Origin of the sequence: Spirillospora sp. CA-128828, from assembly GCF_050945415.1 — a bacterium.
Lineage (GTDB): Bacteria > Actinomycetota > Actinomycetes > Streptosporangiales > Streptosporangiaceae > Spirillospora.
This window is the reverse complement of record NZ_CP191986.1, coordinates 547,420-571,110: the sequence shown is the minus strand read 5'-3', so window position 1 is coordinate 571,110 and position 23,691 is coordinate 547,420. Positions and strand designations below refer to the sequence as shown.

25 protein-coding genes are annotated in these 23,691 nt (G+C 70.8%); 11 read left to right on the top strand and 14 right to left on the bottom strand.

Annotated elements, in window-relative coordinates; genetic code table 11:
* Positions 1-40 precede the first annotated feature (40 nt).
* From ACQPXG_RS03100 to fahA, 4 genes are all read left to right on the top strand, one after another.
* Positions 41-574, top strand: coding sequence for a MarR family winged helix-turn-helix transcriptional regulator (locus tag ACQPXG_RS03100; RefSeq protein ID WP_433466076.1), 534 nt, complete (start codon positions 41-43; stop codon positions 572-574).
* A gap of 113 nt (positions 575-687) precedes the next feature.
* Positions 688-1,878 (top strand): homogentisate 1,2-dioxygenase, encoded by a 1,191-nt coding sequence (locus ACQPXG_RS03095; protein WP_433466075.1) that lies wholly within the window; start codon positions 688-690, stop codon positions 1,876-1,878.
* Positions 1,854-2,711: a hypothetical protein gene (locus ACQPXG_RS03090; protein WP_433466074.1), complete on the top strand. Its 858-nt coding sequence runs from the start codon at positions 1,854-1,856 to the stop codon at positions 2,709-2,711. Before ACQPXG_RS03095 ends, ACQPXG_RS03090 begins: the two co-directional genes overlap by 25 nt.
* Positions 2,702-3,889, top strand: a complete 1,188-nt coding sequence (gene fahA, locus ACQPXG_RS03085; RefSeq protein WP_433469887.1) for a fumarylacetoacetase — start codon at positions 2,702-2,704, stop codon at positions 3,887-3,889. The genes ACQPXG_RS03090 and fahA overlap by 10 nt, the downstream gene beginning before the upstream one ends.
* Here the strand turns inward: fahA and ACQPXG_RS03080 are convergent.
* From ACQPXG_RS03080 to ACQPXG_RS03065, 4 genes are all read right to left on the bottom strand, one after another.
* The gene (locus ACQPXG_RS03080; RefSeq protein WP_433466073.1) at positions 3,879-4,814 is read right to left on the bottom strand and encodes an NAD-dependent epimerase/dehydratase family protein; all 936 of its coding nucleotides are present in this window, start codon (positions 4,812-4,814) and stop codon (positions 3,879-3,881) included. The genes fahA and ACQPXG_RS03080 overlap by 11 nt on opposite strands.
* Before the next feature lie 89 nt (positions 4,815-4,903).
* Entirely contained in the window at positions 4,904-5,881 is a 978-nt protein-coding gene (locus ACQPXG_RS03075; RefSeq protein ID WP_433466072.1) for an alpha/beta fold hydrolase, read from the bottom strand.
* A gap of 128 nt (positions 5,882-6,009) precedes the next feature.
* Positions 6,010-6,456: a carboxymuconolactone decarboxylase family protein gene (locus ACQPXG_RS03070; protein WP_433466071.1), complete on the bottom strand. Its 447-nt coding sequence runs from the start codon at positions 6,454-6,456 to the stop codon at positions 6,010-6,012.
* A gap of 80 nt (positions 6,457-6,536) precedes the next feature.
* On the bottom strand, positions 6,537-7,016 hold the full coding sequence (locus tag ACQPXG_RS03065; protein ID WP_433466070.1) for an RrF2 family transcriptional regulator: 480 nt from the start codon (positions 7,014-7,016) through the stop codon (positions 6,537-6,539).
* Between the two features lie 93 nt (positions 7,017-7,109).
* Here ACQPXG_RS03065 and ACQPXG_RS03060 point away from each other — a divergent pair, with 93 nt between their 5' ends.
* On the top strand, positions 7,110-7,643 hold the full coding sequence (locus ACQPXG_RS03060; RefSeq protein WP_433466069.1) for a GNAT family N-acetyltransferase: 534 nt from the start codon (positions 7,110-7,112) through the stop codon (positions 7,641-7,643).
* Between the two features lie 68 nt (positions 7,644-7,711).
* Positions 7,712-8,326 (top strand): dihydrofolate reductase family protein, encoded by a 615-nt coding sequence (locus ACQPXG_RS03055; RefSeq protein ID WP_433466068.1) that lies wholly within the window; start codon positions 7,712-7,714, stop codon positions 8,324-8,326.
* Positions 8,327-8,329: 3 nt separating this feature from the next.
* Here ACQPXG_RS03055 and ACQPXG_RS03050 read toward each other — a convergent pair whose 3' ends face one another.
* Together ACQPXG_RS03050 and ACQPXG_RS03045 are read right to left on the bottom strand one after the other, a co-directional pair.
* A complete protein-coding gene (locus ACQPXG_RS03050; protein ID WP_433466067.1) occupies positions 8,330-9,520 on the bottom strand; it encodes a glycosyltransferase in 1,191 nt (396 codons plus the stop codon).
* 2 nt (positions 9,521-9,522) lie between these two features.
* On the bottom strand, positions 9,523-10,080 hold the full coding sequence (locus tag ACQPXG_RS03045) for a TetR/AcrR family transcriptional regulator (RefSeq protein ID WP_433466066.1): 558 nt from the start codon (positions 10,078-10,080) through the stop codon (positions 9,523-9,525).
* A gap of 214 nt (positions 10,081-10,294) precedes the next feature.
* On the opposite strand from ACQPXG_RS03045, the gene ACQPXG_RS03040 reads away from it, so the two are divergent.
* Positions 10,295-10,531 (top strand): hypothetical protein, encoded by a 237-nt coding sequence (locus ACQPXG_RS03040; RefSeq protein ID WP_433466065.1) that lies wholly within the window; start codon positions 10,295-10,297, stop codon positions 10,529-10,531.
* A gap of 254 nt (positions 10,532-10,785) precedes the next feature.
* Positions 10,786-10,980, top strand: a complete 195-nt coding sequence (locus ACQPXG_RS03035; RefSeq protein ID WP_433466064.1) for a hypothetical protein — start codon at positions 10,786-10,788, stop codon at positions 10,978-10,980.
* Positions 10,981-10,987: 7 nt separating this feature from the next.
* Here the strand turns inward: ACQPXG_RS03035 and ACQPXG_RS03030 are convergent, their stop codons facing one another.
* The 7 genes from ACQPXG_RS03030 to ACQPXG_RS03000 form a co-directional block, all read right to left on the bottom strand.
* Entirely contained in the window at positions 10,988-11,674 is a 687-nt protein-coding gene (locus ACQPXG_RS03030; protein ID WP_433466063.1) for a class I SAM-dependent methyltransferase, read from the bottom strand.
* A gap of 22 nt (positions 11,675-11,696) precedes the next feature.
* The gene (locus tag ACQPXG_RS03025; RefSeq protein WP_433466062.1) at positions 11,697-12,929 is read right to left on the bottom strand and encodes a DUF4032 domain-containing protein; all 1,233 of its coding nucleotides are present in this window, start codon (positions 12,927-12,929) and stop codon (positions 11,697-11,699) included.
* Between the two features lie 4 nt (positions 12,930-12,933).
* Positions 12,934-14,211, bottom strand: coding sequence for a sn-glycerol-3-phosphate ABC transporter ATP-binding protein UgpC (gene ugpC / locus ACQPXG_RS03020; protein ID WP_433466061.1), 1,278 nt, complete (start codon positions 14,209-14,211; stop codon positions 12,934-12,936).
* A 10-nt stretch (positions 14,212-14,221) separates the two neighbouring features.
* The gene (locus ACQPXG_RS03015; RefSeq protein ID WP_433466060.1) at positions 14,222-15,052 is read right to left on the bottom strand and encodes a carbohydrate ABC transporter permease; all 831 of its coding nucleotides are present in this window, start codon (positions 15,050-15,052) and stop codon (positions 14,222-14,224) included.
* Positions 15,052-15,990 (bottom strand): carbohydrate ABC transporter permease, encoded by a 939-nt coding sequence (locus tag ACQPXG_RS03010; protein WP_433466059.1) that lies wholly within the window; start codon positions 15,988-15,990, stop codon positions 15,052-15,054. The genes ACQPXG_RS03015 and ACQPXG_RS03010 overlap by 1 nt, the downstream gene beginning before the upstream one ends.
* A gap of 11 nt (positions 15,991-16,001) precedes the next feature.
* Complete coding sequence (locus ACQPXG_RS03005; protein ID WP_433466058.1) at positions 16,002-17,369, bottom strand: extracellular solute-binding protein; 1,368 nt, start codon at positions 17,367-17,369, stop codon at positions 16,002-16,004.
* 233 nt (positions 17,370-17,602) lie between these two features.
* Positions 17,603-18,571 (bottom strand): hypothetical protein, encoded by a 969-nt coding sequence (locus ACQPXG_RS03000; RefSeq protein WP_433466057.1) that lies wholly within the window; start codon positions 18,569-18,571, stop codon positions 17,603-17,605.
* 193 nt (positions 18,572-18,764) lie between these two features.
* Between ACQPXG_RS03000 and ACQPXG_RS02995 the strand changes: the two genes are divergently transcribed.
* From ACQPXG_RS02995 to ACQPXG_RS02985, 3 genes are all read left to right on the top strand, one after another.
* On the top strand, positions 18,765-19,820 hold the full coding sequence (locus ACQPXG_RS02995; protein WP_433466056.1) for a hypothetical protein: 1,056 nt from the start codon (positions 18,765-18,767) through the stop codon (positions 19,818-19,820).
* Positions 19,821-19,859: 39 nt separating this feature from the next.
* Positions 19,860-20,930, top strand: a complete 1,071-nt coding sequence (locus ACQPXG_RS02990; protein WP_433466055.1) for a quinone-dependent dihydroorotate dehydrogenase — start codon at positions 19,860-19,862, stop codon at positions 20,928-20,930.
* Between the two features lie 66 nt (positions 20,931-20,996).
* Entirely contained in the window at positions 20,997-22,235 is a 1,239-nt protein-coding gene (locus ACQPXG_RS02985) for a sodium:proton exchanger (RefSeq protein WP_433466054.1), read from the top strand.
* On the opposite strand, the gene ACQPXG_RS02980 is transcribed toward ACQPXG_RS02985, so the two are convergent.
* Positions 22,228-23,667 carry a DUF7059 domain-containing protein gene (locus ACQPXG_RS02980; RefSeq protein ID WP_433466053.1) on the bottom strand — a complete coding sequence of 480 codons (1,440 nt, stop codon included), beginning with the start codon at positions 23,665-23,667 and terminating at the stop codon, positions 22,228-22,230. The genes ACQPXG_RS02985 and ACQPXG_RS02980 overlap by 8 nt on opposite strands.
* Between the last annotated feature and the right edge of the window lie 24 nt (positions 23,668-23,691).

The following is a 23,691-nucleotide window of genomic DNA, read 5'->3' as shown; positions in this document are numbered from 1 at the left end:
GGGGTTAAATAGTCAATCCATGAATCGGATCGGAGGCGCGATGAGCACTGACGGTGGCGAGGAACTGGACTTCTGGTCGTTCGTTGACCTCGCCGGGCGGCGGCTGTCGGACGAGTTCGGGTTCCCGCACCGGCTCGCGACACGGCTGCTGCTGACCCTCAACCGGGCCTCGGCGATCGTCACCTACGACCTGGAGTCCACGGTGCACCGGCCGCGCGGGCACTCGTGGGCGGCGTTCCGGCTGCTGTTCGTCACCTGGCTCGCCGGGCCGCTGGAGCCGGGACGGGCCGCCACGCTCGCCGGGATGAGCCGCGCCGCGGTGTCCAACCTGACGAAGACGCTGGTCGCGGACGGGATGATGGACCGGGCGCCGGGCGAGCGGGACGGCCGCTCGGTGATCCTGTCGCTCACCGATCGGGGCCGGGACGCGATGCTGGAGATCTTCGCCGGGCAGCACGAGCGCGAGCGCCAGTGGGCCGGCGTGCTGACCGAGACCGAGCAGCGGATGCTGATCATGCTGCTGGACAAGCTCATCGCGGGGCGGAGCTCCTTCGACGTCCGCGAACGGAGCTGACCCCGCCCGCCTCCGCCCGCCCCGCGGCCGGGTTAGGCCCTTCCCTCGGTGGGAGAACCGTCGTAGTGTCGGCAGAAAGTAGTTAATGCATTAACCATCGGAGGCGATGGACCATGGCCCACTACCGCCGGGTCGGCCACGTGCCGCCGAAACGCCACACCCAGCACAGGGACGGCGAGGAGCGGCTCTACTTCGAGGAACTGATGGGCGAGGAGGGGTTCTCCTCCGACTCGTCGCTGCTGTACCACCGGGAGATCCCGTCCGCGATCGTCGACTCCCAGGCGTGGGACGTCCCGGACGTGGCGACGACCCCCAACCATCCGCTCAAACCGCGCCACCTCAAGCTGCACGAACTGTTCCCCAAGGAGACGTGGGCCGAGACCGACGTCGTCACCGGCCGCCGGTTGATCCTGGGCAACAACGACGTCCGGCTGTCGTACGTGGTGTCCGCCGCCGACTCGCCCCTCTACCGCAACGCGACCGGCGACGAGATCGTCTACATCGAGTCCGGCACCGCGACCGTCGAGACGGTCTTCGGGACGCTCTCCGCGAGGCAGGGCGACTACGTCATCATCCCCACGTCCACCACGCACCGGTGGCTGCCCACCGGCGACCAGCCGCTGCGCGCGTACGCGATCGAGGCGACCGGCCACATCGCGCCGCCCAAGCGCTACCTGTCGCGCTACGGCCAGTTCCTGGAGAACGCCCCGTACTGCGAGCGCGACCTGCACGGCCCGGACGAGCCCCTCGGCCTGGACGGCTCCGGCGTCGAGGTCCTGGTCAAGCACCGCGGATCGCGCGGCATCACCGGCACCCGCATGACGTACGCCCGGCACCCGTTCGACGTCGTCGGCTGGGACGGCTGCCTCTACCCCTTCACGTTCAGCGTCCACGACTTCGAGCCGATCACCGGCCGCGTGCACCAGCCGCCGCCCGTCCACCAGGTGTTCGAGGGCCACAACTTCGTCGTGTGCAACTTCGTGCCGCGGAAGGTCGACTACCACCCGCTGTCGATCCCGGTGCCCTACTACCACTCCAACGTCGACTCCGACGAGATCATGTTCTACTGCGGCGGCGACTACGAGGCCCGCAAGGGCTCCGGCATCGGCCCGGGCTCGGTCTCGGTGCATCCGGGCGGGCTGGCGCACGGTCCGCAGCCCGGCGCCTACGAGCGCAGCATCGGCGTCGAGTTCTTCGACGAGATGGCCGTCATGGTGGACACGTTCCACCCCCTCGAACTCGGTGAAAGCGGATCGGCCTGCGAGGACGAGGCGTACGCGTGGACCTGGGCGAGGCGGCGATGATCCCCGCGTTCGCGATCGGCCTGTGCGACGACGCGGCCGTGTTCCCGCCGGGCCTCACACCTCTGGCCGAGGCCGTCCCGGCCCACCGCGCCCACCGTTCCGCCCCGTACGCGCAGCTCGTCGGGCCGCTCGTCCTGCCGGCGACCGCGCTGGACGACCTGTACCCGCTGCTGGGAAGCGAGCCCCTCGACCTGTCGATCACGGCGCCGAGCGGGCCGTGCCAGGCGGCGAAGGCGATGGCCGCCGCCGCCGACCTGGTCCTCGACGTGCGGGGCCTGGAGGTCGCCGTCCCGCCCGGCATGGGTCCGGACGAGTTCTTCCGCGTGCTCGGCGGGGTCGATGTGCCCGTCTACGTCGAGATCCCGCGGGACGACCGCCGTCCCGCGTTCGTCGCGGCGGTCGCCGCCCGGGGCCACCGCGCGAAGTTCCGCACCGGCGGGGTGAAGGCGCACCTCTACCCGAGCCCGGACGAGCTGGCCGCCGCGATCAAGGCCGTGGTGGACGCCGGCGTCCCGTTCAAGGCGACGGCGGGGCTGCACCATCCGGTCCGCAATACCGACCGGGAGACGGGCTTCCACCAGCACGGCTTCCTGAACCTGCTGCTCGCGACCGACGCCGCGCTGGCGGGCCGGCCGGCCGGCGACCTGTCCGCCGTCCTCGCCGATCGCGATGCCGCGTCCGTCGCGTCCCGCGTCGCCGCGCTCGGCGAGCCGCGGACGACCGCCGTCCGCGCTCGTTTCCTGTCCTTCGGGACGTGCAGCATCACCGATCCCTTGACCGAACTCGCACACCTCGGCCTGCTCGCCTCCACACTCCAGGAGACCTGCCGTTGACCCGCATCGCGATCCCCGAAGACTCCCTCTTCGGGCCGGCCAACCTCCCCTATGGCGTCTTCTCGACCCCGGGCGCTGCGCCCCGGGTGGGGGTCCGCGTGGCCGATTCCGTCGTGGATCTGGCCGCCGGGCTCGGCGACGACGTCTTCGCCGCGCCGTCTTTGAATCCCTTCATGGCGCAGGGTCACGCGCGCTGGGTCGAGGTCCGCGAACGGGTCCTCGACCTGGTCTCGGGCGACGTTCCGGACGCGGCCGTCCATCCCGCCGACGCAGTCACGCTGCACATGCCGTTCGAGGTCGCCGACTACGTGGACTTCTACGCCTCCGAGCACCACGCGTCCAACCTCGGCCGCCTCTTCCGCCCGGACTCCGAGCCGCTGATGCCGAACTGGAAGCATCTGCCGGTCGGCTACCACGGCCGCGCGGGCACGGTCGTGCCGTCCGGAACGGGCATCGTCCGGCCGTCGGGGCAGCGCCGATCCGAGGACGGCCCCACGTTCGGCGAGAGCCGCCGCCTCGACATCGAGGCTGAGGTCGGTTTCGTCGTCGGCACCGGGTCGTCCCTTGGAACGCCTGTGAGTGCGGACGACTTCGGCGAGCGCGTCTTCGGCGTCGTCCTGGTCAACGACTGGTCTGCCCGCGACATCCAGGCTTGGGAGTACGTGCCGCTTGGCCCGTTCCTAGGGAAGAGTTTCGCGACGTCCATCTCTCTATGGGTCGTCCCGCTCCTCGCCTTGGAAGCGGCCCGCGTCGCCACACCGCCGCAAGACCCGGAGCCGCTCCCTTATCTCCACGAAAAGAACCCGTGGGGCCTGGACCTCGCCCTTGAGGTCACATGGAACGGACAGGTGGTCTCCCGCCCGCCCTATCGGGAGATGTACTGGTCACCGGCCCAGATGTTCGCGCACATGACGGTGAACGGCGCCTCGTCCCGCACCGGGGACCTGTTCGCGTCCGGGACGGTCTCGGGCCCGGCCAAGGACCAGCGCGGCGCCTTCATCGAGCTCACCTGGGGCGGCAGGGAGCCCGTGACGGTCAACGGCGAGCCGCGCACGTTCCTGGAGGACGGCGACGAGGTCTCCATCACCGCCACCGCCCCCGGCCCCGCGGGTACCCGCATCGGGTTCGGGGACGTCAGCGGGCGGGTCCTGCCCGCCCGTCCACCGGTCAGCCGCTGAGCGCCGCCCGGAAGCCCGTGCGCCAATCGGGGTGCACGGGCTCCCAGCCCAGGTCGCGTCTCGCCTTGGCGTTCGAGCCACCCCTCGCGCGCGTCATCATGTAGACGCCGGCGTCGCCGGCGAACAGCCGTCCCAACCACACCGGCACGTGCCGTGGCGGCTTCGCCCCGAGAACGCCCGCGACGAAGGGCAGCCATTCCCGGAACGGCGCGGGCTCGTCATCGACGATGTTGTAGACGCCGTGTCCGTTCTCAAGGACGGCCATCACCGCTCTCGCCGCGTCCTCCACATGCAGATAAGACGGAGCGCCGTCGCCGTCCCCCACGACGGGCATCTGCCGTTTGCGCACGGCCTCCAACTGGACACCGCCGACGTCCAGCGTGGTGCCGGGCCCGTAGAAGAAGCCGTACCGGAGGCACACGTTGTCCCGGGACGCGGCCGCGACCGACTCCTCCAGCCGCCGCATCGACGCGAACGTATCGGCCATCGCCTTCGGCGGATCCGGATCGAACCCTTCGTCCTCGCTTTTCCCATACGAACCGCCCGGCGGGTACGCGGACGCCGCGTAGCTCTGCGCGATGACCCGCGCCCCGCCGTTCCGTTCCACGGCCGCGAGCAGATTCGCCGTTCCTTCGGTGCGAAGCCGGTTGGTCTTCGCGAAGTACCGCTCGAACTTCCGCATATTCCCGCCGAACGAGGACAGCGCCGTCGCCTGGCAGACCACCACGTCCGGACGCGCGCTCGCCACCACGGCCTCCGTCGCGGCCGCGTCGAGCACGTCCAGCACCAGTGCCTCGCCCCCGGTGATCGCCGCCGCCCCGGCTTCGGACGTGGCCGTCCCCACGACCGTGTGCCCGTCCGCCAGGAGCAACGGCACCAGTTGCCGTCCGACGACACCCGTCGCCCCGACGACCAAGACCCGCATGCCCACTCACCTCCCGCGGTCACCTACCCACATGACGAGCGGCATCCGGAACATGTGACCGGCACGCTCAGGCTTGCATGCGGTGCGTCTCAGCGGATGCCGGCGAGGAAGGCGAGTACGGCGGCGTTGACCTCGCCGGGCGCCTCCATCTGGACGAAGTGCCCGGCCCCTTCGATGACGTGGACGCCGCGCAGCCCGGGGACGAGGGCGGCCATCGAGTCCACCGCACCGGCGCCCATGATCTCCCGGACGGGGTCGCGGTCGCCCACCACGAACAGTGTCGGTACGGTGACGGGCTCGTCCGGGCGGGCCTGCTTCTCCCGCCAGACATGGTCACCGGCGCGGTACCAGTTGAGGCCGCCGGTGAACCCGGTCCGCTCGAACTCGGCCACGTAACACGCGAGTTCGCCCTCCGTAAGCCACGGCCACGGCAGCGGCGGCGCCTCGGGGAGCACATCGAGATAGCCGTTGCCGTCGCTGGAATGCCGCCAGATATCGAGATACCGGTAGCCGCCGCTCAGCGCCCAGAAGACATTGGCCAGAAAGCGCCCCGGGTCTCCTGCGAGTTCTTCGTCGGCCGGGCCCTTCTGCTGGAAGTAGTGCGTGTGCAGGAAATGGCGCTCGGCGGCCAGCGCGTACAGCTCGCTCGGCGGACGCTTCGAGACGGGCACGCGCGGCACACTGAGCTGGATCAGCGCCTTGACGCGTCCCGGAGCCCACTGCGGCATGTCCCAGACCAGTGCGGCCCCGAAGTCGTGGCCGATGAACACGGCCTCGTCGATGCCCAGTACGTCCAGGACTCCGACCAGGTCTCCGGCCGTGTGGCGCCGGTCGTATTCCGCTGGGGAGCGAGGGCCGCCGCTGCGCCCGTATCCGCGCATGTCGAGGGCGATCGCCCGGCATCCCGCCGCGGCCAGAGCCGGGAGCTGGTGCCGCCAGCTGTACCAGAGGCCCGGAAAGCCGTGGCACATCACCACCGGGACGCCGGAGCCCTGCTCGGCCACGTGAAGGGTGACATCTCCGACGTCCAGCATTCGGTGCCGGACGCTTCCCTCTCCGAGGCCCATGGGGCGATCATCGGCGTCCGGCCACGGCGGGTGGCCCGGCCTCCCGTTCACCGGGACGGCCGCCCGCCCGATCGGCGGTCGGGCGGGTGCCGGGGGGCGGCGCCGGAGACGGACCGGGGCAGCGGCCGTCAGTTCGACGCGGGGTTGCGGAGCGTGACGTTGATCCGGTTCCACGCGTTGATCGCGGCGATCGTCATGACGAGGGCGGCGAGGGACTCCTCGTCGTAGTGGTCGGCGGCGTCGTTCCAGACATCGTCGGGGACCCCGTCCGGGTTGTCGCCGATCCGCGTGGCGGCCTCGGCCAGGGCCAGCGCCGCCCGCTCCTCGTCGGTGTAGAAGGGCGACTCGCGCCAGGCCGCCACCGACCAAAGGCGCTCGTCGGTCTCCCCGGCCTTCTTGGCGTCCCGAGCGTGCATGTTCACGCAGTACGCGCAGCCGTTGATCTGGCTGACGCGCAGCCTGATCAGATCCAGCAGGCGGTGCGGGACGCCGCTGGCGTTGATGTACGCCTCCAGCGCGAGCATGGCCTTGTAGCCGTCGGCGGCGGGCTTGAGAACGCTCATTCGTGCCTGCATGGATGCTTCCTCTCCTAACCTGGATATTTCTTATCCAGAATTAACCGATGGCCGGGCGCCCTTGCGGACGCGGCCGGGATTCAGGTCCGCAGGTTCGCGAACCAGGCGCGGGTCCTGCCGGGCGTGGCCGGGACGCGGCGCTCCACGATCATGCGCAGGTCGTCGAGGGTCTGCCCGGCCAGCTCCCGGCGCCAGGCCAGCTCCGCCCGCCGCATGGACTGGGAGACGACGCACAGCCTGCGGTAGTCGGCTCCCTCATGGTCGCCGGGTCCCTGCCGGAGGATCTCCTCGCAGCGGAACGCCTCCTCCGGTCCCTCGATCGCGATCACCATGTCCAGGAGGGTGATGTCCTCGGCGCGGCGGGCGAGCCGGAACCCGCCGCGCGGCCCGGGGGTGGACGCGAGGATCCCGGCCCGGGCCAGCGCCTGCAGCTGCTTGTTCAGGTAGGCCGCGGGCAGCTCGTAGAACGCCGCCATCCTGGCCGCCGTCACGGCCTCACCCGGCTCCAGCCAGGTCAGGTTGAGACAGCTGTGGATCGCCCATTCGACTCCCTCGCTCATCCGCACAAATCTGGATACTAGACATCCAGGATTACCCTCGCAACCACGGGGGCCGGAGCCGGACACCGCCTGCCCGGCGTTAGAGTCCCGCACGTGAGCACCGTGAATCCCGCTTTCCGCGTGGCGACGCCGGCCGACGTCCCCGCACTCGTCACCCTCGTCGAGTCGTCCTACCGCGGCGACTCCAGCCGCACCGGGTGGACCACCGAGGCCGACATTCTCGGCGGCCGGCGCACCGACCCCGACATGGTCGCCGCCGCGGTGGACGACCCGGCCGGGCTGATGCTGGTCGCCGAGACCGACGGCGCCCTGGCCGCCTGCTGCCAGCTGGAGAACCGCGGCGGGCACGCCTACTTCGGCATGTTCGCCGTGCGCCCCGGCGCCCAGGGCGGCGGGCTCGGCAAGAAGGTCCTCGCCGAGGCGGAACGGCTGGCGCGCGAGGAGTGGGGCGTGACCGAGATGCACATGACGGTGATCAGCGTCCGCGACGAGCTGATCGCCTGGTACGTCCGCCGCGGATACGTCCGGACGGGTGACACGAGCCCCTTCCCCTACGGCGACGAGCGCTTCGGCCTCCCCAAGCGCGACGACCTGGAGTTCGAACTCCTGGTGAAGAAGCTCGGCTGAGCGCCCGTCCGATGAGTTTCGCGGCGGTCGCCGGTCTGCCTGTGGGTACGACGGATTCAGGAGGACCCATGAAACTCACAGTGACGACATTCATCACCCTCGACGGCGTCGGGCAGGGGCCGGGCGGACCCGACGAGGACCGCAGCGGCGGGTTCGAGCACGGCGGCTGGTCGTTCCCGTTCGCCGACGAGGACTTCGGACGCGCCGTGTCCGGCTGGTTCGCCGAGGCGGACGCCTTCCTGCTCGGCCGCAGGACCTACGAGATCTTCGCCGGGTACTGGCCGAAGGTGACCGACGAGAACGACCCGGTCGCGTCGAAGCTGAACTCGCTGCCGAAGTACGTCGCGTCCCGCACGCTCGGCACGGCCGAATGGGCGGGCACCACGATCCTGGAAGGCGATGCCGCCGAGGCCGTCGCCAAGCTGAAGGCCGAGCCCGGGCGCGAGCTCCAGGTGCACGGCAGCCTCGACCTGGTCCAGACGCTGATCAAGGCCGGGCTCGTCGACGAGTTCCGCGTGCTGATCTTCCCCGTCGTCCTCGGCACCGGCAAGCGGCTGTTCGACGACATCGTCCCGACCGGGCTCCGGCTCACCGACTCCAAGGTCACGAGCACCGGCGTGACGATCCAGACCTACCAGCCCACCGGCCGCCCGGCCTACGGCTCGTACGCCCCACCCGAGTGACGTCTACGAATGTGACGCGTCACCGCCGCGGCCGGGCGCCCGGACCAAGCGCTCCAGTCGCCCGACCGCATATGCCGGGCCCGGCGCGGCGGTGACGCGTCCGGCCAATGCGGTGGCGGCCGCCCGGTAGGACGGATCCTCGATCACGGTGCGGACGGCCGCAGCGATGCCGACCGGGCCGGTCTCTCCGTCGAGCGCGACACCCGCCCCGAGCACCGCCGTGCGGTGGGCGAGCGCGGGCTGGTCGGCCCCCCGGGTTCGGCAGCGCGACGATCGGCAAGCCGTGGGCGAGCGCGCGGCGGCGACGGTGCCGTGGCCCGCGTGCGTCACGATCGCCGCCGCGTGCGGCAGCACCTCGGCGTGCGGCAGCCACGGCAGGACGACCGCGTCGGAAGGGACGCGCACCCCGGTGACATCCGCCATCCCGGAGGTGACCAGCACGCGGTGACGCCCGTCGTCGAGCGCGTCCAGGGTGCGCTGGATGCGCGAGGTCTGGTCCCACGCCGCCCCGGTGGAGAAACTGACGACCACGAGCGGCCGGGTGTCGTCCGGGGCCCACGGCGTCCGCCGCCCCGAAGGCGCCCGGCGGTCGAACAGCGGACCGACGTAGTCGAACGAAGCGGGCACTTGATCGCCGAGGGGGTCGAGTTCCCGGACACTGGTGCACAGGGCGGGGAACGGCGTCCAGGCGTCCCACAGCCGTTCGAGAGCGGGCCGCCCTGCCTCGGCGCGCACCGCGTTCACCGCCGGCAGCAGCATCTGGTCCATCGGCATGCCCGACGGGCACAGCGCTCCGGGCGCGCTGTGCACCAGCACCGCCGTCGGCACGGAGGACGCTTCCAGCCCGGCCAGCGCGCCGAACATCAGGCAGTCGGCGACCACGCCGTCATAGGCGCCGTCCGCCAGCAGCTCCGCGACGTCCGCCAGTTGCGCGGGGCAGACCCATACAGCACCGACCAGCGCGGGCAGCCAGCCTTCCGGCGGCGGCGCGGCGGGGTACCCGGCGTCGGCCCGGGGCAGCGACCGGAACTCGAACCCGGCCTTCTCGAACCCGGCCTTCTCGAACCGGCTCCGCTGCCCGGCATAGCCCGCGATCGTGACCGCGTGGCCCGCCTCCCCGAGCGCCTGCGCGAGGGCGGTCATCGGCACCTGGTTTCCAGCCCCGTCCCAGGTGAGAAGCAACCAGCCGGACATCCTCACACCCCTTCCAGCAGTGACTCGATCATCAGCGTCACCGTCGCCTCGGCGTCCGCCCGCGAACGACCCATGTCCCTGCGCAGCAGCTTCCAGGTGTAGACGTCGCAGACGCAGACCAGCGCGTCGGTGAGCGTGGCCCGGCGCTCATCCGGCACCGCGTCCGAACGCGGGCCGAGCTGGCGTTCCACGTGCCGCCGGTGCCGGGTCCTGCCCATCTCGACGATCGGCGCCACCGCCGGGTCGGACTCGTCCGCCAGGTTCCGCACCACCACGTCCCCGAACTTCTCGTAGTGGTCGAACCACGCCGAGACCGAACCCGCGACGTCCCCCGGCTCGGGCTCCTCCAGTTCGGCGCCCATGGCTTCGAGCACCTTCTCCAGCGCCAGCTCGATGAGCTGCGCGCGGCTCCCGTACGCGCGCAGCACCGTCGGCACGCTGACGCCCGCCTCGGCGGCCACGTCCTCCAGCCGGACGTCCGAACGCAGCCGCGAGCCGAGCAGCGAGACCGCGGCGTCCAGCACGCGCCGCCGCGTCTTCTCCGCCGCCCGAGCCCGCATCGTGTACGACCTTTCACGACAATCAACACTCATACGAAAACGGGTCGGTCACGCGGGACGAGCGGAGAATGCCCGACACGATGAGCTGCGATCTTGCAAGAAGATCACTTTTGGGGGTTGCCATGGCGGCCCGCGCCCGGAACGATCAACAGCGCGAGGTCCGATCCTCGTGAACGCCGAAAAAACAGGCACTCTCACCAAGGAGTGAGAACATATGAAGAATCCGTTCAGGCGGAGCGCCGACAGCGGCACTCCCACGCCGGCCCAGACCCAGACCCCCCGGCAGGAGGCGGGCCGCGAGCTCTACGCGGCCGCTACCTCTCAGGACGGCGCCAAGCTGTCCGACCGGCAGGTCGGCAAGATCTTGGAGCAGGGCGGGACCGAGGCTCTGAAGAAGGTCATCGACGACGCCGCGGCGAAGAAGGCGGCGGAGAAGAAGGACAACTCCTGAGCCTCCTAGGCCGCTAGGCGCCTGAGGCACAACAATCGCCGGCCCCCCATCCCTGTGGTGGGGGGCCGGTACTTGTTCGCGCCGAGACCGGTCGGCAAGGTCGAACGGTGGCCGGGCGCGTCCCGATCCCTGAGCCATCACACCCACCTGGCGCTGCAGCGCCGCGGTTGAGAGTTCTTCGGCGTTGCACGTCATCGACCAGGGCCATGCGTGATCCAGGCTTTAACAACCACTTCAATGAGACGATTTAAGGCATGAAGTTCGTTCTGGAAGTGGACATGGGTGAAGGCGCCGTGGCCGGGGACGCCGTGAGTGAGCTGGGGCGGATCCTGCGGTACTGGGGCGGGAACGTCCGGCACTACGAGTTGAAGCCGGGCGACGGCTCGGTCATCTACGACTCGGACTACGGCGAGGTCGGGCAGTGGCACATCGTCGCGGACGCCGGGTGAACATCGGTCAAGCGCGGGCCGGGACCAGGCGGAACGCCACGAAGGCGGGGAGCTCCTCCAGCTTCGCGTGGTCCTCGGGGTAGCGGTCGGCCATTTCGGAGACGGGGCGGGGTTCCAGCAATTCCTCGATGAGGAACCCCGCCTCCCGGAATTCCGCGCAGATCGACGTCAGGGGACGGCGCCACGCCCTGATCGGCCAGTCCCGATGAGGGCTCAACGACTCCTCCACGGGCTCTTCGGCGAAGTAGGACCCGCCCAGGCGCAGCCATCCCGTCATCGGATGCTCGGTGGACAGGACGACGGCTCCGCGAGGGGTCAGGATGCGGCGGAATTCCTTCAGCAGGGCCACCCGGTCGTCGATGTAATGAATGGCCAGGGCGAGGACGACCATGTCGACCGAGTCGTCCGCCAGCCACGTCAGCGGTCGCGACAGGTCATGGAGGCGCAGGTCGGCGCGGCCCTCGGTGCGTGCGCGGGCCATGTCGACGAAAGTGGGGCTCACATCGCAGCCGGCGACGCGGGCGCCGCGGTCCAGCAGTTCCCGGGCGTAGAGGCCGGGGCCGCAGGCGGCGTCGAAGACGTCGAGGCCGGCCACGTCGCCGGCGAGGCCGAGCACGGCGGGCCGGTCATAGAGGGCGTTGTAAGCGCTGTCTTCGGCATGGTTCGCATATTCATGGGCGAAACGCTCGTACATGTCCACGATGGTGCCAGAAAGATCAACTGGTCGTGTCAGGAGGACGGCCGGTCTGGGTCAGATCCTCGGGAACGTCCGGGAGAACGGACGCGAAGTAGTCGCGCGCCGCCGCCGACGTACCGACGTCACGGCCCGACTTCTCGGACAGGAACCAGCGGTGTTCGAGGACCTCGTGGAACAGTTCGACGTCGTCCAGGCGGTCGCGCAGGCCGGGCGGAACCGCGTTGATGACCGGCTCGTACACCTCGGCGAGCCATTTGTTCGACGCGACCACCTCTGGAACGGGCGCGCCCCGGACACGTTCCAGGTGGCCGCGGTATCCGGCGATGTCGTTGAGCAGGCGGCGCGCCTGGTTCTCCTGGGCGTCCAGCCCGGTACGGGCCATGAGGATGCGGCGGTGGTGGCCGGGCTCCGCCACGCGCGTGCGGACGCGCATGCGCGCCCCGGACGGCCCCGCGTCCACCAGCTCCACCTCGTCCACGTCGAAGCCGAGCGAGTTGATGCGGCGGAGCCGCTCGGCGATGCGGTAGCGCTGCTCGGTGGGGTGCAGGACCTCCTCGCGGGTCAGTTCGTCCCACAGCGCCCGGTACCGCCGGACGGTGTCGTCGGCCACCTCGATCGGGTCGGTCCCGGCCGGCAGACTGCCCGCGGCCGAAAGGTCGAAGAGCTCGCCGGCGATCCGCTCCCGGGCCAGGGACACGTCGTAGCCGCGCTGCCCCTCGGTGAGAGAAGGGTGCATTTCGGCGGTCTCCGCGTCCACCAGATAGGCGGCGAACGCCCCCGCGTCCATACGGAACAGGACGTTCGACAGCGAACAGTCACCCCACATGAAACCCGCGAGATGAAGCCGGACGAGCAGTTCCACGAGTGCGTCCAGCAACCGGTCCGTGGGGTGGCCGTAGCGGGCGTTGGCGAACAGCGAACGATAGGACGAGGAGTGGTCCAGGAAACGCGTGACGAGAATGGCGTCCAGGTCGGGACGGTCCACGACCACCCCGATGACCTCGACGGCAGGCAGGCCGAGGGAACGGAGCCTCCGCAGCAGCCGGTATTCGCGGCGCGCGAGCCGGGCGTCCAGCTCCTTCAACGCGTATACGGCGCCGCCTTCGGCCACGAATCTGACCGTGTGCCGGGACAGGCCGCGCTGCCGGATCTCCACGAGCCGCTCGTCGTCCCATTCTTCGAGCGGCCGGGTCCACGACAGGTCGAGCAGCCCGGCCGCCGACTCCCCCGGCGGGGTGAAGACGAAATGCATCGGCTCACGGTTCCGCCACGGACGCCCCGTCGGCGCCCTCGGCCGCCGGCTCGCGCTGCGCCTCCCGCTGGGCGGCGCGCGCCTCCTCGGCGATGGCGCTGAGCTTCTCGACGCGCTCCTCGTCGCGAGTGAGGTTCTCGCCGCTGGACGGGTCGAAGATGTGCACCCTCGTGGTGTCGATCCACAGCTCCGCCTCGCGTCCGGGCGAGATGAGGCTGGCCGCGTCCAGCGCCACGACGGCCTGCGTGCGCAGCTGGTCGCTGTCGAGCTCCCGCGAAAGGTCGCGCAACTGGGCGGTGAGGTCCTCCGGGGCCTCGTACGGGACGTAGGCGTACAGCTCGTTGCCCAGCCATTCGGTCACGTCCACCCGGGCCCGGACGATGCTGCCCCGCGCCTTCTTCTCCTCGCCGACCAGCGACGAGTCCTCGAAGTGCTCCGGACGGATCCCGACGAGCACGACGGAACGGTCACCGATGGCGGCGGCCTTCTTCTCGTCGCGCAACTCGAACCGCCCCAGGGGCGTGTCGAGGAACGAGCCCTCCACGGACGCGGGCAGGAAGTTCATCGACGGCGACCCGATGAACCCCGCCACGAACAGGTTGACGGGCTCCTCGTACAGCTCACGCGGGCTGCCGACCTGCTGCAGGACGCCCTTGCGCAGCACCGCGACCCGGTCGCCGAGCGTCATCGCCTCCGTCTGGTCGTGCGTGACGTACACGGTGGTGACGCCGAGACGCCGCTGCAGGCGCGAGATCTCCGTGCGCATCTGCCCGCGCAGCTTCGCGTCCAGGTTCGACAGCGGCTCGTCGAACAGGAAGGCGTCCGCCTGCCGGACGATCGCCCGCCCCATCGCGACCCGCTGCCGCTGGCCGCCGGACAGGTTCGCCGGCTTGCGCTCCAGGTGCTCGGTCAGCTCCAGCAGGTCGGCGGTCTCCTTGACGCGCCGCCGCACCTCGTCGTCCGACATCTTCGCCAGGCGGAGCGGGAACGCGATGTTCTCGAACACCGTGAGGTGCGGGTAGAGCGCGTAGTTCTGGAACACCATCGACAGGTTCCGCTGCCGCGGCGCCACCCGGTTGACGACCTTGTCGCCGATGAGCATCTCTCCGGCGGTGATGTCCTCCAGCCCGACGATCATCCGGAGCAGCGTCGACTTCCCGCAGCCGGACGGGCCGACGAGGATCATGAACTCGCCGTCCTTGACGTCCAGCGACACGTCGTTCACGGCCGGGAAACCGTCGCCGTACTGCTTGACGATGTTCTTCATGGTGATGGCGGCCATGGTCTACCCCTCAGCCTTTGACGGCGCCGGACGTGAGCCCGGCCACGATGCGGCGCTGGAACGCCAGGACGATGACGACGACGGGAATGGTCACCACGACCGCCGCCGCGGAGATGGCGGTGGTGGGCTGCTCGAACTGCGACGCGCCGGTGAAGAACGCCAGCGCGGCGGGTACGGGACGGGCGTTGTCGGAGGAGGTCAGCGAGATCCCGAACACGAAGTCGTTCCAGCAGAAGAAGAACGTCAGGATCGCCGCGGTGAAGACCCCGGGCGCCGCCAGCGGGACGATCACCTTCCGGAACGCCTGCCAGGTCGTCGCGCCGTCCACCTGCGCGGCCTGCTCCATCTCCCACGGGATCTCGCGGAAGAACGCCGACAGCGTCCAGATCGCGAGCGGCAGCGCGAACGAGATGTACGGGATGATCAGCCCGGGCCAGGTGTCGTACAGGCCGATGTCGCGCCACAGGTCGAACAGCGGGCCGACGAGCGACACGACCGGGAACATCGCGATGGCCAGCGCGAACGACAGGATCAGCCTCTTGCCGGGGAACTCCAGCCGGGCGATCGCGTACGCGACCAGCGTCGCGAACACCACCCCGATGAACGTCGCGATGATCGAGATGCCGATCGAGTTGATCAGCGCGGAGGTGAACAGGTCGGTCTTGAAGACCGTCTTGTAGTTCACCCACGTCCAGTCGGCGGGGAGGAAGCTCCTCTTGTTGCCGATCTCGCCGGGCTGCTTGAACGACAGCATCACGATCCACAGGATCGGGAAGACCGTCCAGACGAGGATGAGCAGGGACGCGACGGCCCACAGCCATTTCGAGCGGGTGCTCTCCATCACTTGTCACCTCTCACCTGGGACAGGTCCACCCGGAACCCCTTGATGAACACCACCGCGATCAGCAACACGGACAGGAACAGCAGCACCCCGACGGCGTCCCCGAGCCCGATCGCGGTCCGGGTGATCGTCTGCCGGTAGGTGAGGAACGACAGCGTCTCGGTCCTGTTCTGGCCGGCCGTCATGATGAACACGTTGTCGAAGATCCGCCAGGCGTCCAGCGTGCGGAACAGCACGGCGACGAGGATCGCGGCCTTCATGTTCGGGATCGTCACCCGGCGCAGCCGCTGCCACGCCGTCGCGCCGTCCACCGTCGCCGCCTCGCCGAGGTCGCGCGGCACCTGCGCCAGCCCGGCGAGCAGCAACAGCGACACGAACGGCGTCGTCTTCCAGATCTCCGACAGGATGATCACGAACAGCGACGACCAGCGGCCGGAGAACCAGGCGTAGTCGCCGAGCCCGAACCAGGAGTTGACGAACCCGGACTGCAGGTCGAACGCGTACTTCCAGGCGAACGCCGAGATGACGGTGACGATGCCGTAGGGCAGCAGGATCGCGGTGCGGACGGTCCGCCGCGCGAACAGCGCCCGGTGCATCACCATCGCCAGCGCGAACCCGATGACGAGTTCCACGGCGACCGTGACGAACGTGATGAAGAACGTGGTGAGGACGTTCTGCCAGAACAGCGGGTCGGACAGCGCCGTCCCGTAGTTGGCGAGCCCGACGAACTTGCGGTCCTCCGGCGCGGTGAGCCGGTACCGGAACAGCGACAGGTACAGCGCGTTGATCAGCGGGTACGCGGTCACCAGCAGCATGACGAGCACGGCAGGGGCGGACAGGATCAGCCCGAGGCGGCGTTCCGCGCGGCTCCGGTCGGAGATCTCCGCGCGCCCGGCCCGGTGCCGTCCGGTGGCCGGGGCGGTCTCCACAGCGGTCATCGTCCGTCCCTTCAGAGCAGCGCCTGGTCGTGCAGGACCTGGCGGATGAACGTCGCGGACCGGCCGGGCGTCGTGTTCGGGTTCACCGACGCGGGCGGGTGCCACCGGCTCTGCACGGCGCCCGACACGTCGGTGTAGTACGGCGTGATCGGACGGGGCGCGGCGGCGTTGATGGAGTCCCGGATCAGCCCGGCCATCGGGAACTCCTTCTTGATCTGCGGGTCGTCGTAGACGGACGCGCGGGCCGCCGGGTTACCCGAGTCGATCATGTACTGCTTCATGTGCTCGGTGGACGTGATGCACGTGACGGCGTCCACGGCGAGGGTGTTCTTGTACTTGCCGTACGCGCCTATGCCGAGCTCGATGCCGCCGAACGGGGGCTTGCTGTCCTGCCCGGGGCTCACCTTCGGGTACTTCGCCCAGCCGAGGTCGGCCGGGATGTTCTTCGGGATCACGCCCGATTCGGCGTCGCCGTTCTCGGCCCGCCAGATGTACCCCCAGTTGACCATGAAGCCGCCCCGGGAGCCGTTCAGCAGGAACCGGGCCCGCTCCTCGTCGTCGGTGGACATGCTCGGGCTCGCGGCCTTGGAGTGCGCGAGCTCGGAGATGATCGTCGCGGCCTGTTTCCCGGCGGGCGAGCCGATGTCGATGGTGGCGTCGTCGCCCCGCTGCGCGTTGCTGATGATCTGTCCGCCGGCGGACTCGACGAGGGCGTTGATCCACACCATGTAGCCCTCGTACTTGTTGGCCTGGACCCCGACGGTCGTCCCGGTCCGGACGGCCGCGTCGATCATCTTGTCCCAGGTGAAGTCAGGAGCACTGGGATCGACCCCGGCCTTCTGCGCGACCGACTTGCGGTACCAGAGCAGCTGCGTGTTCGCCCAGAAGGGCGCCGCGTAGAGCTTGCCCTCCCACGTCGAGTTCTCCACGGCGGCGGGGAACACGCCCTGGGTGAACTGGCCGGCCTGGTCCGCGGGGAAGGGCCGCAGGAACCCGGCGTTGGCGGCCTCGGCCACGAACACCGGGTCCAGGCTCATCAGGTCGATCCCGGAGTCCTTCGCCGCCAGCCGCCGGACGAGCTGCTCACGCTGCTGCGTGGCGTCCTGGGGCAGCACCGACGTAGTGATCTTGTACTTGCCGCCGGACGCCTTCGAGCACGCCGCGGCGAGCTTGGCCTGCCCGCCGTCGTCGGGGTTGATGTACCAGTTGAGGGTGGGGGTCCCGCCGCCGCCTCCGCAGGCCGTGAGCCCCCCGGCCAGCATCGTCAGCGCCACCGCGGCCCGCAACCGCCCCGGGGGGCCGTGCCGTCCGGTCGCCCGCCCCCGCGGCCGGGCGTGTCCCGGCTCGTTCGACTCCGCTCGTCCGACTCGCTCGACCATGGGGCCTCCCGAAGCCTCCCACCAGGCTGCGGGCACTTCGCCGGGCCGCACCCTCGGCGGAACGGATCTCCATTCGAACACCGAACCGGGTGACTGTCGAGATCCACAGAGTAATCGCCAGGGAAAGAACCTTGGTCCGGGAATGAAGAAGGCGCGGAGGGATCGCGGACCCCGACCGACCCGCGAGCCCTCCGCGCCTTCGCCTGTGGGGCGGGTGTGGCGCGGTGGACGGTCTAGTAACCGCCGCCCGACCCGTTCCCGCCGCCTCCGTCACCGGTGCCCGAGCCGGTGCCGGCGGCCTTCTCGCCGGTCGGGGTGGTCGCCCACCAGACCCCGCCGACGCCCTGGCCCTTCGTGTCGCCGGGCTGCTTGTCCTGCTCGTAGTAGTACATGGGCCAGCCGTTGATGGTGAGCTGGCATTTGCCGTCGTCCTTGCGCTCGATGAAGTCGACGACCTTCTTGTTGACGCCTTCGAGCTTGAGGTGCTTCCAGCCGTTGAAGACGGCCGGCGGCCACGCCTTCTTGCACGAGCCGAAGCAGTTGGTCGTCGGCGGCTTGTTGGTGTCCTTGTCGTAGCGGTAGAGGGTCATGCCCTTGCCGTCGGTCAGGATCAGGCCGAGCTTCGGGTCCTTCTTGGCCTTGACGACCGTCCAGCCCTTCCAGCGGTCGTTCGTCTGCGTGGCCGGGGCGGCCTTCTTGCCGGTCGGCGCGGCGGCGTACCAGGTGCCGCCGACGCCCTGCCCCTTCACGTCGCCGGGGCTCTGGTCCTTGGCGAACCGGTACAGCGGCCATCCGGCGAGGGTGACCTGCCAGTTGCCGTCCGGCCGCTTCACCTTGCCGACGAGTGACTGCTGGACGCCCTTGACCTCGGTCTCCCCCTGACCGGTCAGCACCGGCGGCCACGCCTTGGCGCACGCGTCCGCGCAGGTGGACGCGGGCGGGCGGGCGGTGTCGTTGTCGAAGCGGTAGAGCGTCTTGCCCGTGCCGTCGGTGATGACCTTGCCGAGCTTGGTGACGCTGGCGACCTCCAGGGTGGTCGGCTCGGGGGCCGGCGACGCCGGCGCGGACGGCTGCGCCTGTGCCTGGGAGCCTGCGGCGTTCTGCTGCTTCCCTCCGGCCTTCTCCTGCCCGCACGCGGTCAGCACCAGTCCCGACGCCGTGAGGGCGGCCGCAGCGGGGATCGCCCAACGTGGGAATTTCATGTGGTTGTCCTCCATGTCGTCCTGGACCCGGCTCCGGACCAGGTCCCGCACGTCGATCGAGAAGGAGCTGCCGCACCGCTCTTCCGGATCGACGAGCAGTACGGTGAACCCCGCGGACCGGGTTCAACCCCCGGGAACCGGACGCCCACGGACGGAGTCGGATCACCGGGACGAACGACTAAGGAAGGCAACGGTGACCACCGGAAACGACGCGGGCGGACCCGTCGACCTGACCAAGCGGCGGCCCACGCCGCATCATGGCCCCACGCCGCGCCCCGGCCCCGCGTGGATCGTCGTCCCCGCTCGGGTGATCGCGCTGATCGTCGTCGTGCCGCTGCGGCTCCTGCACGACCTGCTGGTGCTCGTCGGCCGTGGGATCCGGGCCGTCTGGAACGGTCTGACGCGGGTCCTGGCGGCCGTCGGGCGCGCGCTCGGCGCGCTGCTCGATCTCCTCGTCGTCCGGCCGCTGCGATGGCTCGCCGTCGTGGTGATCCTCGGCTTCCTGCGCTGGTTCGGGCGCGGCACGGGACGGCTGGCCCGCTGGTTCCACCGCGTGCTGATCGTCCCGCTGGGACGCCTGCTCGCCCTGATCGGACGCGGTATCGGGCGCGTCCTCGACTTCCTGCTGCTGCGGCCGCTCCGGATTCTCGGACTCGGGCTGGCATGGGTCCTCCGCCTCCTCGGCCGCGGGTTCGCGCTGCTCTTCCAAGGGATCGGGCTGATCCTCGGCGTGCTCGTGGTCATGCCCGCCGTCCTGCTGTGGCGGTACGTCCTGCGCCCGCCGCTGCTCGGCCTGGTCTGGCTGGCGCGCGGCATCTGGAGCGGCCTCACCTGGCTCGGACGCGGCGGCCTGCTCGTCCTCGCGTCCCTGTGGGCCGCGCTGGTGGCGGCCGCGGTCCTGACCGGGCGGTGCCTGGCCTGGCTGGGGCGCGTGCTGATCGTCGCCCCCGCCCGCGCCGTGTGGCGGTACCTGTTGGCGCCGATCGTCGCGGCTCTCGTGGGGACGTGGCGGCTGGCCGGCCGCATCCTGCGCTGGCTCTGGCGGACGCTCGTCGTCATCCCGGTGCGGATCCTGGTCGTCGTGCCCGCCCGCTGGCTGCGGACGAACGTCCTGCGCCCGGTGGGGCACGGCATCCGCGGAGCGTGGCGGGTCACGGTGCGCGACCCGGTCCGCGCCGCCCGCCGGACGATGCGGGAGGCGGCCCGCGACGTCCGCCTCCAGCTCCGCCGCACGTTCCGCGGCTACTGAGTGCGACGCCGCGGAGGCCGGCTGAGATACTGACGGACGATGTATCGACTTCTGTTCGCACGTGTCATCAGCCGTGTTCCGGCGGAGAGCGTCCACCACGCGACCCTTCGCGCGCTGCGCGCGATCCAGGCGACGCCCGGGGCCGCCCCGCTGCTGCGGCGGCTGCTCGCGCCGCGCGACCCGGCGCTGGCCGTGCGCGCGCTCGGGCTGGAGTTCCCGGGGCCACTGGGGCTCGCCGCCGGGTTCGACAAGGACGCCGTCGCCTACGAGGCGCTCGGCGCGTTCGGGTTCGGCCATGTCGAGATCGGCACGGTCACCGGACGTCCGCAGCCCGGCAATCCGAGCCCGCGGCTGTTCCGGCTCGTCTCCGACCGGGCGGTCGTCAACCGGATGGGCTTCAACAACGAGGGCTCCGAGGCCGCCGCGCGACGCCTGCGCGGCCGGGCGACGGGAACGATCGTGGGCGTCAACATCGGCAAGACGAAGGTCGTGCCCGAGGCCTCGGCGGCGGCGGACTATGTGGCGAGCACCGAGCGGCTGGCCCCGCACGCCGACTATCTCGTCGTCAACGTCAGCTCCCCCAACACGCCCGGCCTGCGGAACCTGCAGGCCGTCGAGCATCTGCGCCCGCTGCTGACGGCGGTGCGCGAGGCCGCCGACCGGTCGTCGCGGCGCCGCGTCCCGCTGCTGGTCAAGATCGCGCCCGACCTCGCGGACGACGACATCGACGCGGTCGCCGACCTCGCCCTCGAACTCGGCCTCGACGGGATCATCGCGACCAACACCACCATCGGCCGGGACGCCCTGCTCAGCCCGCCCGCGCTGGTCAAGGAGACCGGCGGGCTGTCCGGGGCCCCGCTGAAGGAGCGCTCGCTGGACGTCCTGCGCCGGCTGCGGGCCCGCACCGGCGGGCGCCTCACGCTGGTCTCGGTCGGCGGTGTCGAGACGGCCGACGACGTGTGGGAACGGATCCGCGCGGGCGCGACCCTCGTCCAGGGCTACACCGGCATGATCTACGGCGGCCCCCTCTGGGCGCACCGCGTCAACCGCGCACTGTCCCGCCGCCTCCGCGCCAGCGCTTTCGGCACCCTGGACGAAGCCCGCCGCTGACCCCTGCCGCGCGCGGCTTTGCGCGCCGCTTGCCTTGAGGGCGGGCATGGGGGGCAGGGTCCCGGTATGGCCGGCGAGCTGATCCCGCGCGAGACGCTGCTCGTCCGGGTGACGCTGACGCTGGTGATCGCGCTTCCCGCGGTCGCGACGCGGGTGGCCGGGCTGGATCCGCCCGCGGTCGCCGCCATGGTGATCTTCGGAGCCGGGGTCCTGGCCGCGGCGATCCTGCTGATGTGGGCGGCGGAGACCGCGCGGGCCGACATGTCGGGCGCGCTCGCGCTCGCGGTCCTCGCCCTCATCGCGGTGCTGCCCGAGTACGCGGTCGACGTCTACTACGCCTACGCCGCCGGGACCAAACCGGCGTACACCGCCTACGCGGCCGCCAACATGACGGGCGCGAACCGGCTGCTCGTCGGTGTGGGGTGGGCTCTGGTGGTGCTGGCGTTCGCCCTGGGCGTCCGGCGGCTCTCCCGGCGCGGCGGGAGGCATGCGACGCGCGGCCCCGGCCGGCGGGACGTCCGGCTGGCCTCGCTGCACCGGACCGAGCTGGGGTTCCTCGCGCTCGCCGCGGTGCTCGGCTTCATCCCCGCGCTGACCGGCGAGATCGGCTGGTACATGTCGATCTCGCTCATCGTCGTGTACCTCCTGTACCTCACGCAGATCGCGCGGCGCCGGGAGGAGGACGTCGAGGAACTCGCCGGCGTCCCCGCCTGGCTCGTCACCCTGCCGAAGCGGGAACGGCGGACCGCGACCTGGGGCGGGTTCGCGCTCGGCGCGATCATCGTGTTCGTGTCGGCGGGGCCGTTCGCGAACGGGCTGGTGGACGCGGGCGCGTCGCTCGGCATCGACGAGTTCCTGCTGGTGCAGTGGCTGGCGCCGGTGGCCTCGGAGGCGCCCGAGCTGCTCGTCGCGGTCATGTTCGCGTGGCGGCTGCGGGACGCCGACGCGATCGGGACGCTGCTGTCCAGCAAGGTCAACCAATGGACACTGCTGATCGGCACCCTCCCGCTCGCCTACCGGGCCGGCGGGGGCGCCTGGTCGCTGCCACTGGACTCCCGGCAGATCGAGGAGGTGCTGCTCACCGCCGCGCAGACCGTCCTCGGGCTGAGCCTGCTCATCGACCTCGTGTTCAGGCGGTGGGAGGCGGCGGTGCTGTTCCTGCTCTTCGCGGTGCAGTTCGTCCTGCCGGGTGAGGACGTCAGGCTGTACCTGTCCGGCGTCTACCTGGCGATCGGCTTCTCCGTGCTGATCGCGCGGCATCGCGACCTCGGGCGGGCGATGGAGACGGTCATGCGGCCTAGATGAAGAAGCCGTCTGCGATCAGCTCGGGGAGGACGGCGTCGGCGTGCGCGCGGACCTGGTCCGGGTCCATGCCGGTGAGCTCGGCGATGGCGTCGAGCAGCGGGGCGAGGGGCAGGGTGCCGTCGCACACCCCGGCGAGGGCGGCCTCGACCGTCCCGACTCCGGCGGCGCGGCGAAGGCGGCCGGGCTGCCGCAGGACGATCCGCTCCGGGTCCTCGGCGCCGGGCGGGCCGATCTGTTCCTGGACGAGACCGGGCGCCGCCCCGAGCGTTCGTCCACAGCCTGTGGAAAACTCGTCCGCCTTGGCGAGGCCGTCGAGCACGCCCCGGACATAGGCCCCGACGGGCTGCTCGACGGCGTGCCGCAGCTCCTCGATCCGGACGGCCGGCCGCTCGCTGCGCCGCAACGTGATCCACCCGAACCCGATTCCGGTGACGTTCCGCCGCTCGAAATGATCGAGCCACTCCGCGTACCGGGCCCGGTATTCGGGCGTGCCCGCCTCACAGGAATCCCGCAGCCACAACTCGGCGTACTCGGCCGGATCCTGCACGTCACGCTGCACGATCCAGGCGTCGCAGCCGTCCACCCAGCCGCCGACCCGCTCCTCCCATGGGACCCCGTCGACATGCAGCCAGTTGGCCAGGAGCTGGCAGTATCCCCCCTCGTTCAGGTAACGCGCGGCGTTCTCGACGAGGCGCCGGCAGAAGTCGTCGCCCGGCATCCCCGACTCCCGGTACACGAACCGCCGGCCACCGGACGGCGCGACGACGAACGGCGGATTGGACACGATCAGGTCGAACCGGCGCCCCTGGACGGGCTCGAGCAGTGACCCCTGGAGTAGTTCCGCGCCGTCCACTCCGGAGAGCGCGAAGCTCATCGCGGCAAGTTCCAGTGCCCGCGGATTGACGTCCGTCGCGGTGATGCGCGCGGCGGGCGACCGCCCCGCGAGATGCACGGCCTGGACACCGCAGCCGGTGCCCAGATCGAGCACGTTGTCCACAGCCCTGTGGACAACCAGCCGGGCCAGATTCCCGGACGCGCCGCCCGCGCCCACCACATGATCGTCCGCCGGGACGACGCCCGACCCTGGGCGCACCTTTGGGTCGGACACGACATATCCGGCATGCCCTTCCCCGTCCACGGCCTCCAGCGGCTCGACGCGCAGCAGCGCCCGCAGTTCCCCGCCGGACATCTCGGCGAGCCCGGCCGCGACCAGATCGTCCGCCGCGATCGCGCGCGCGTCTACCGGCACCTGCAGCCAGAACAGCCGGATCAGGACCTCGACCGGCGACCCGCCCCGCGTCGCCCGCAGCGCCGGCATGATCTCGTCGCGTGCCAGTGCCGCACCCGCGACGGCCCCGAGCGCCTCCCGTACGCCGGCGACGGTGTAACCGGCCCCGAGCAGCGTTTCCCGCACACGACGAAGATCAGGCATCCGCCCATCCTGCCCGCTCCGCGC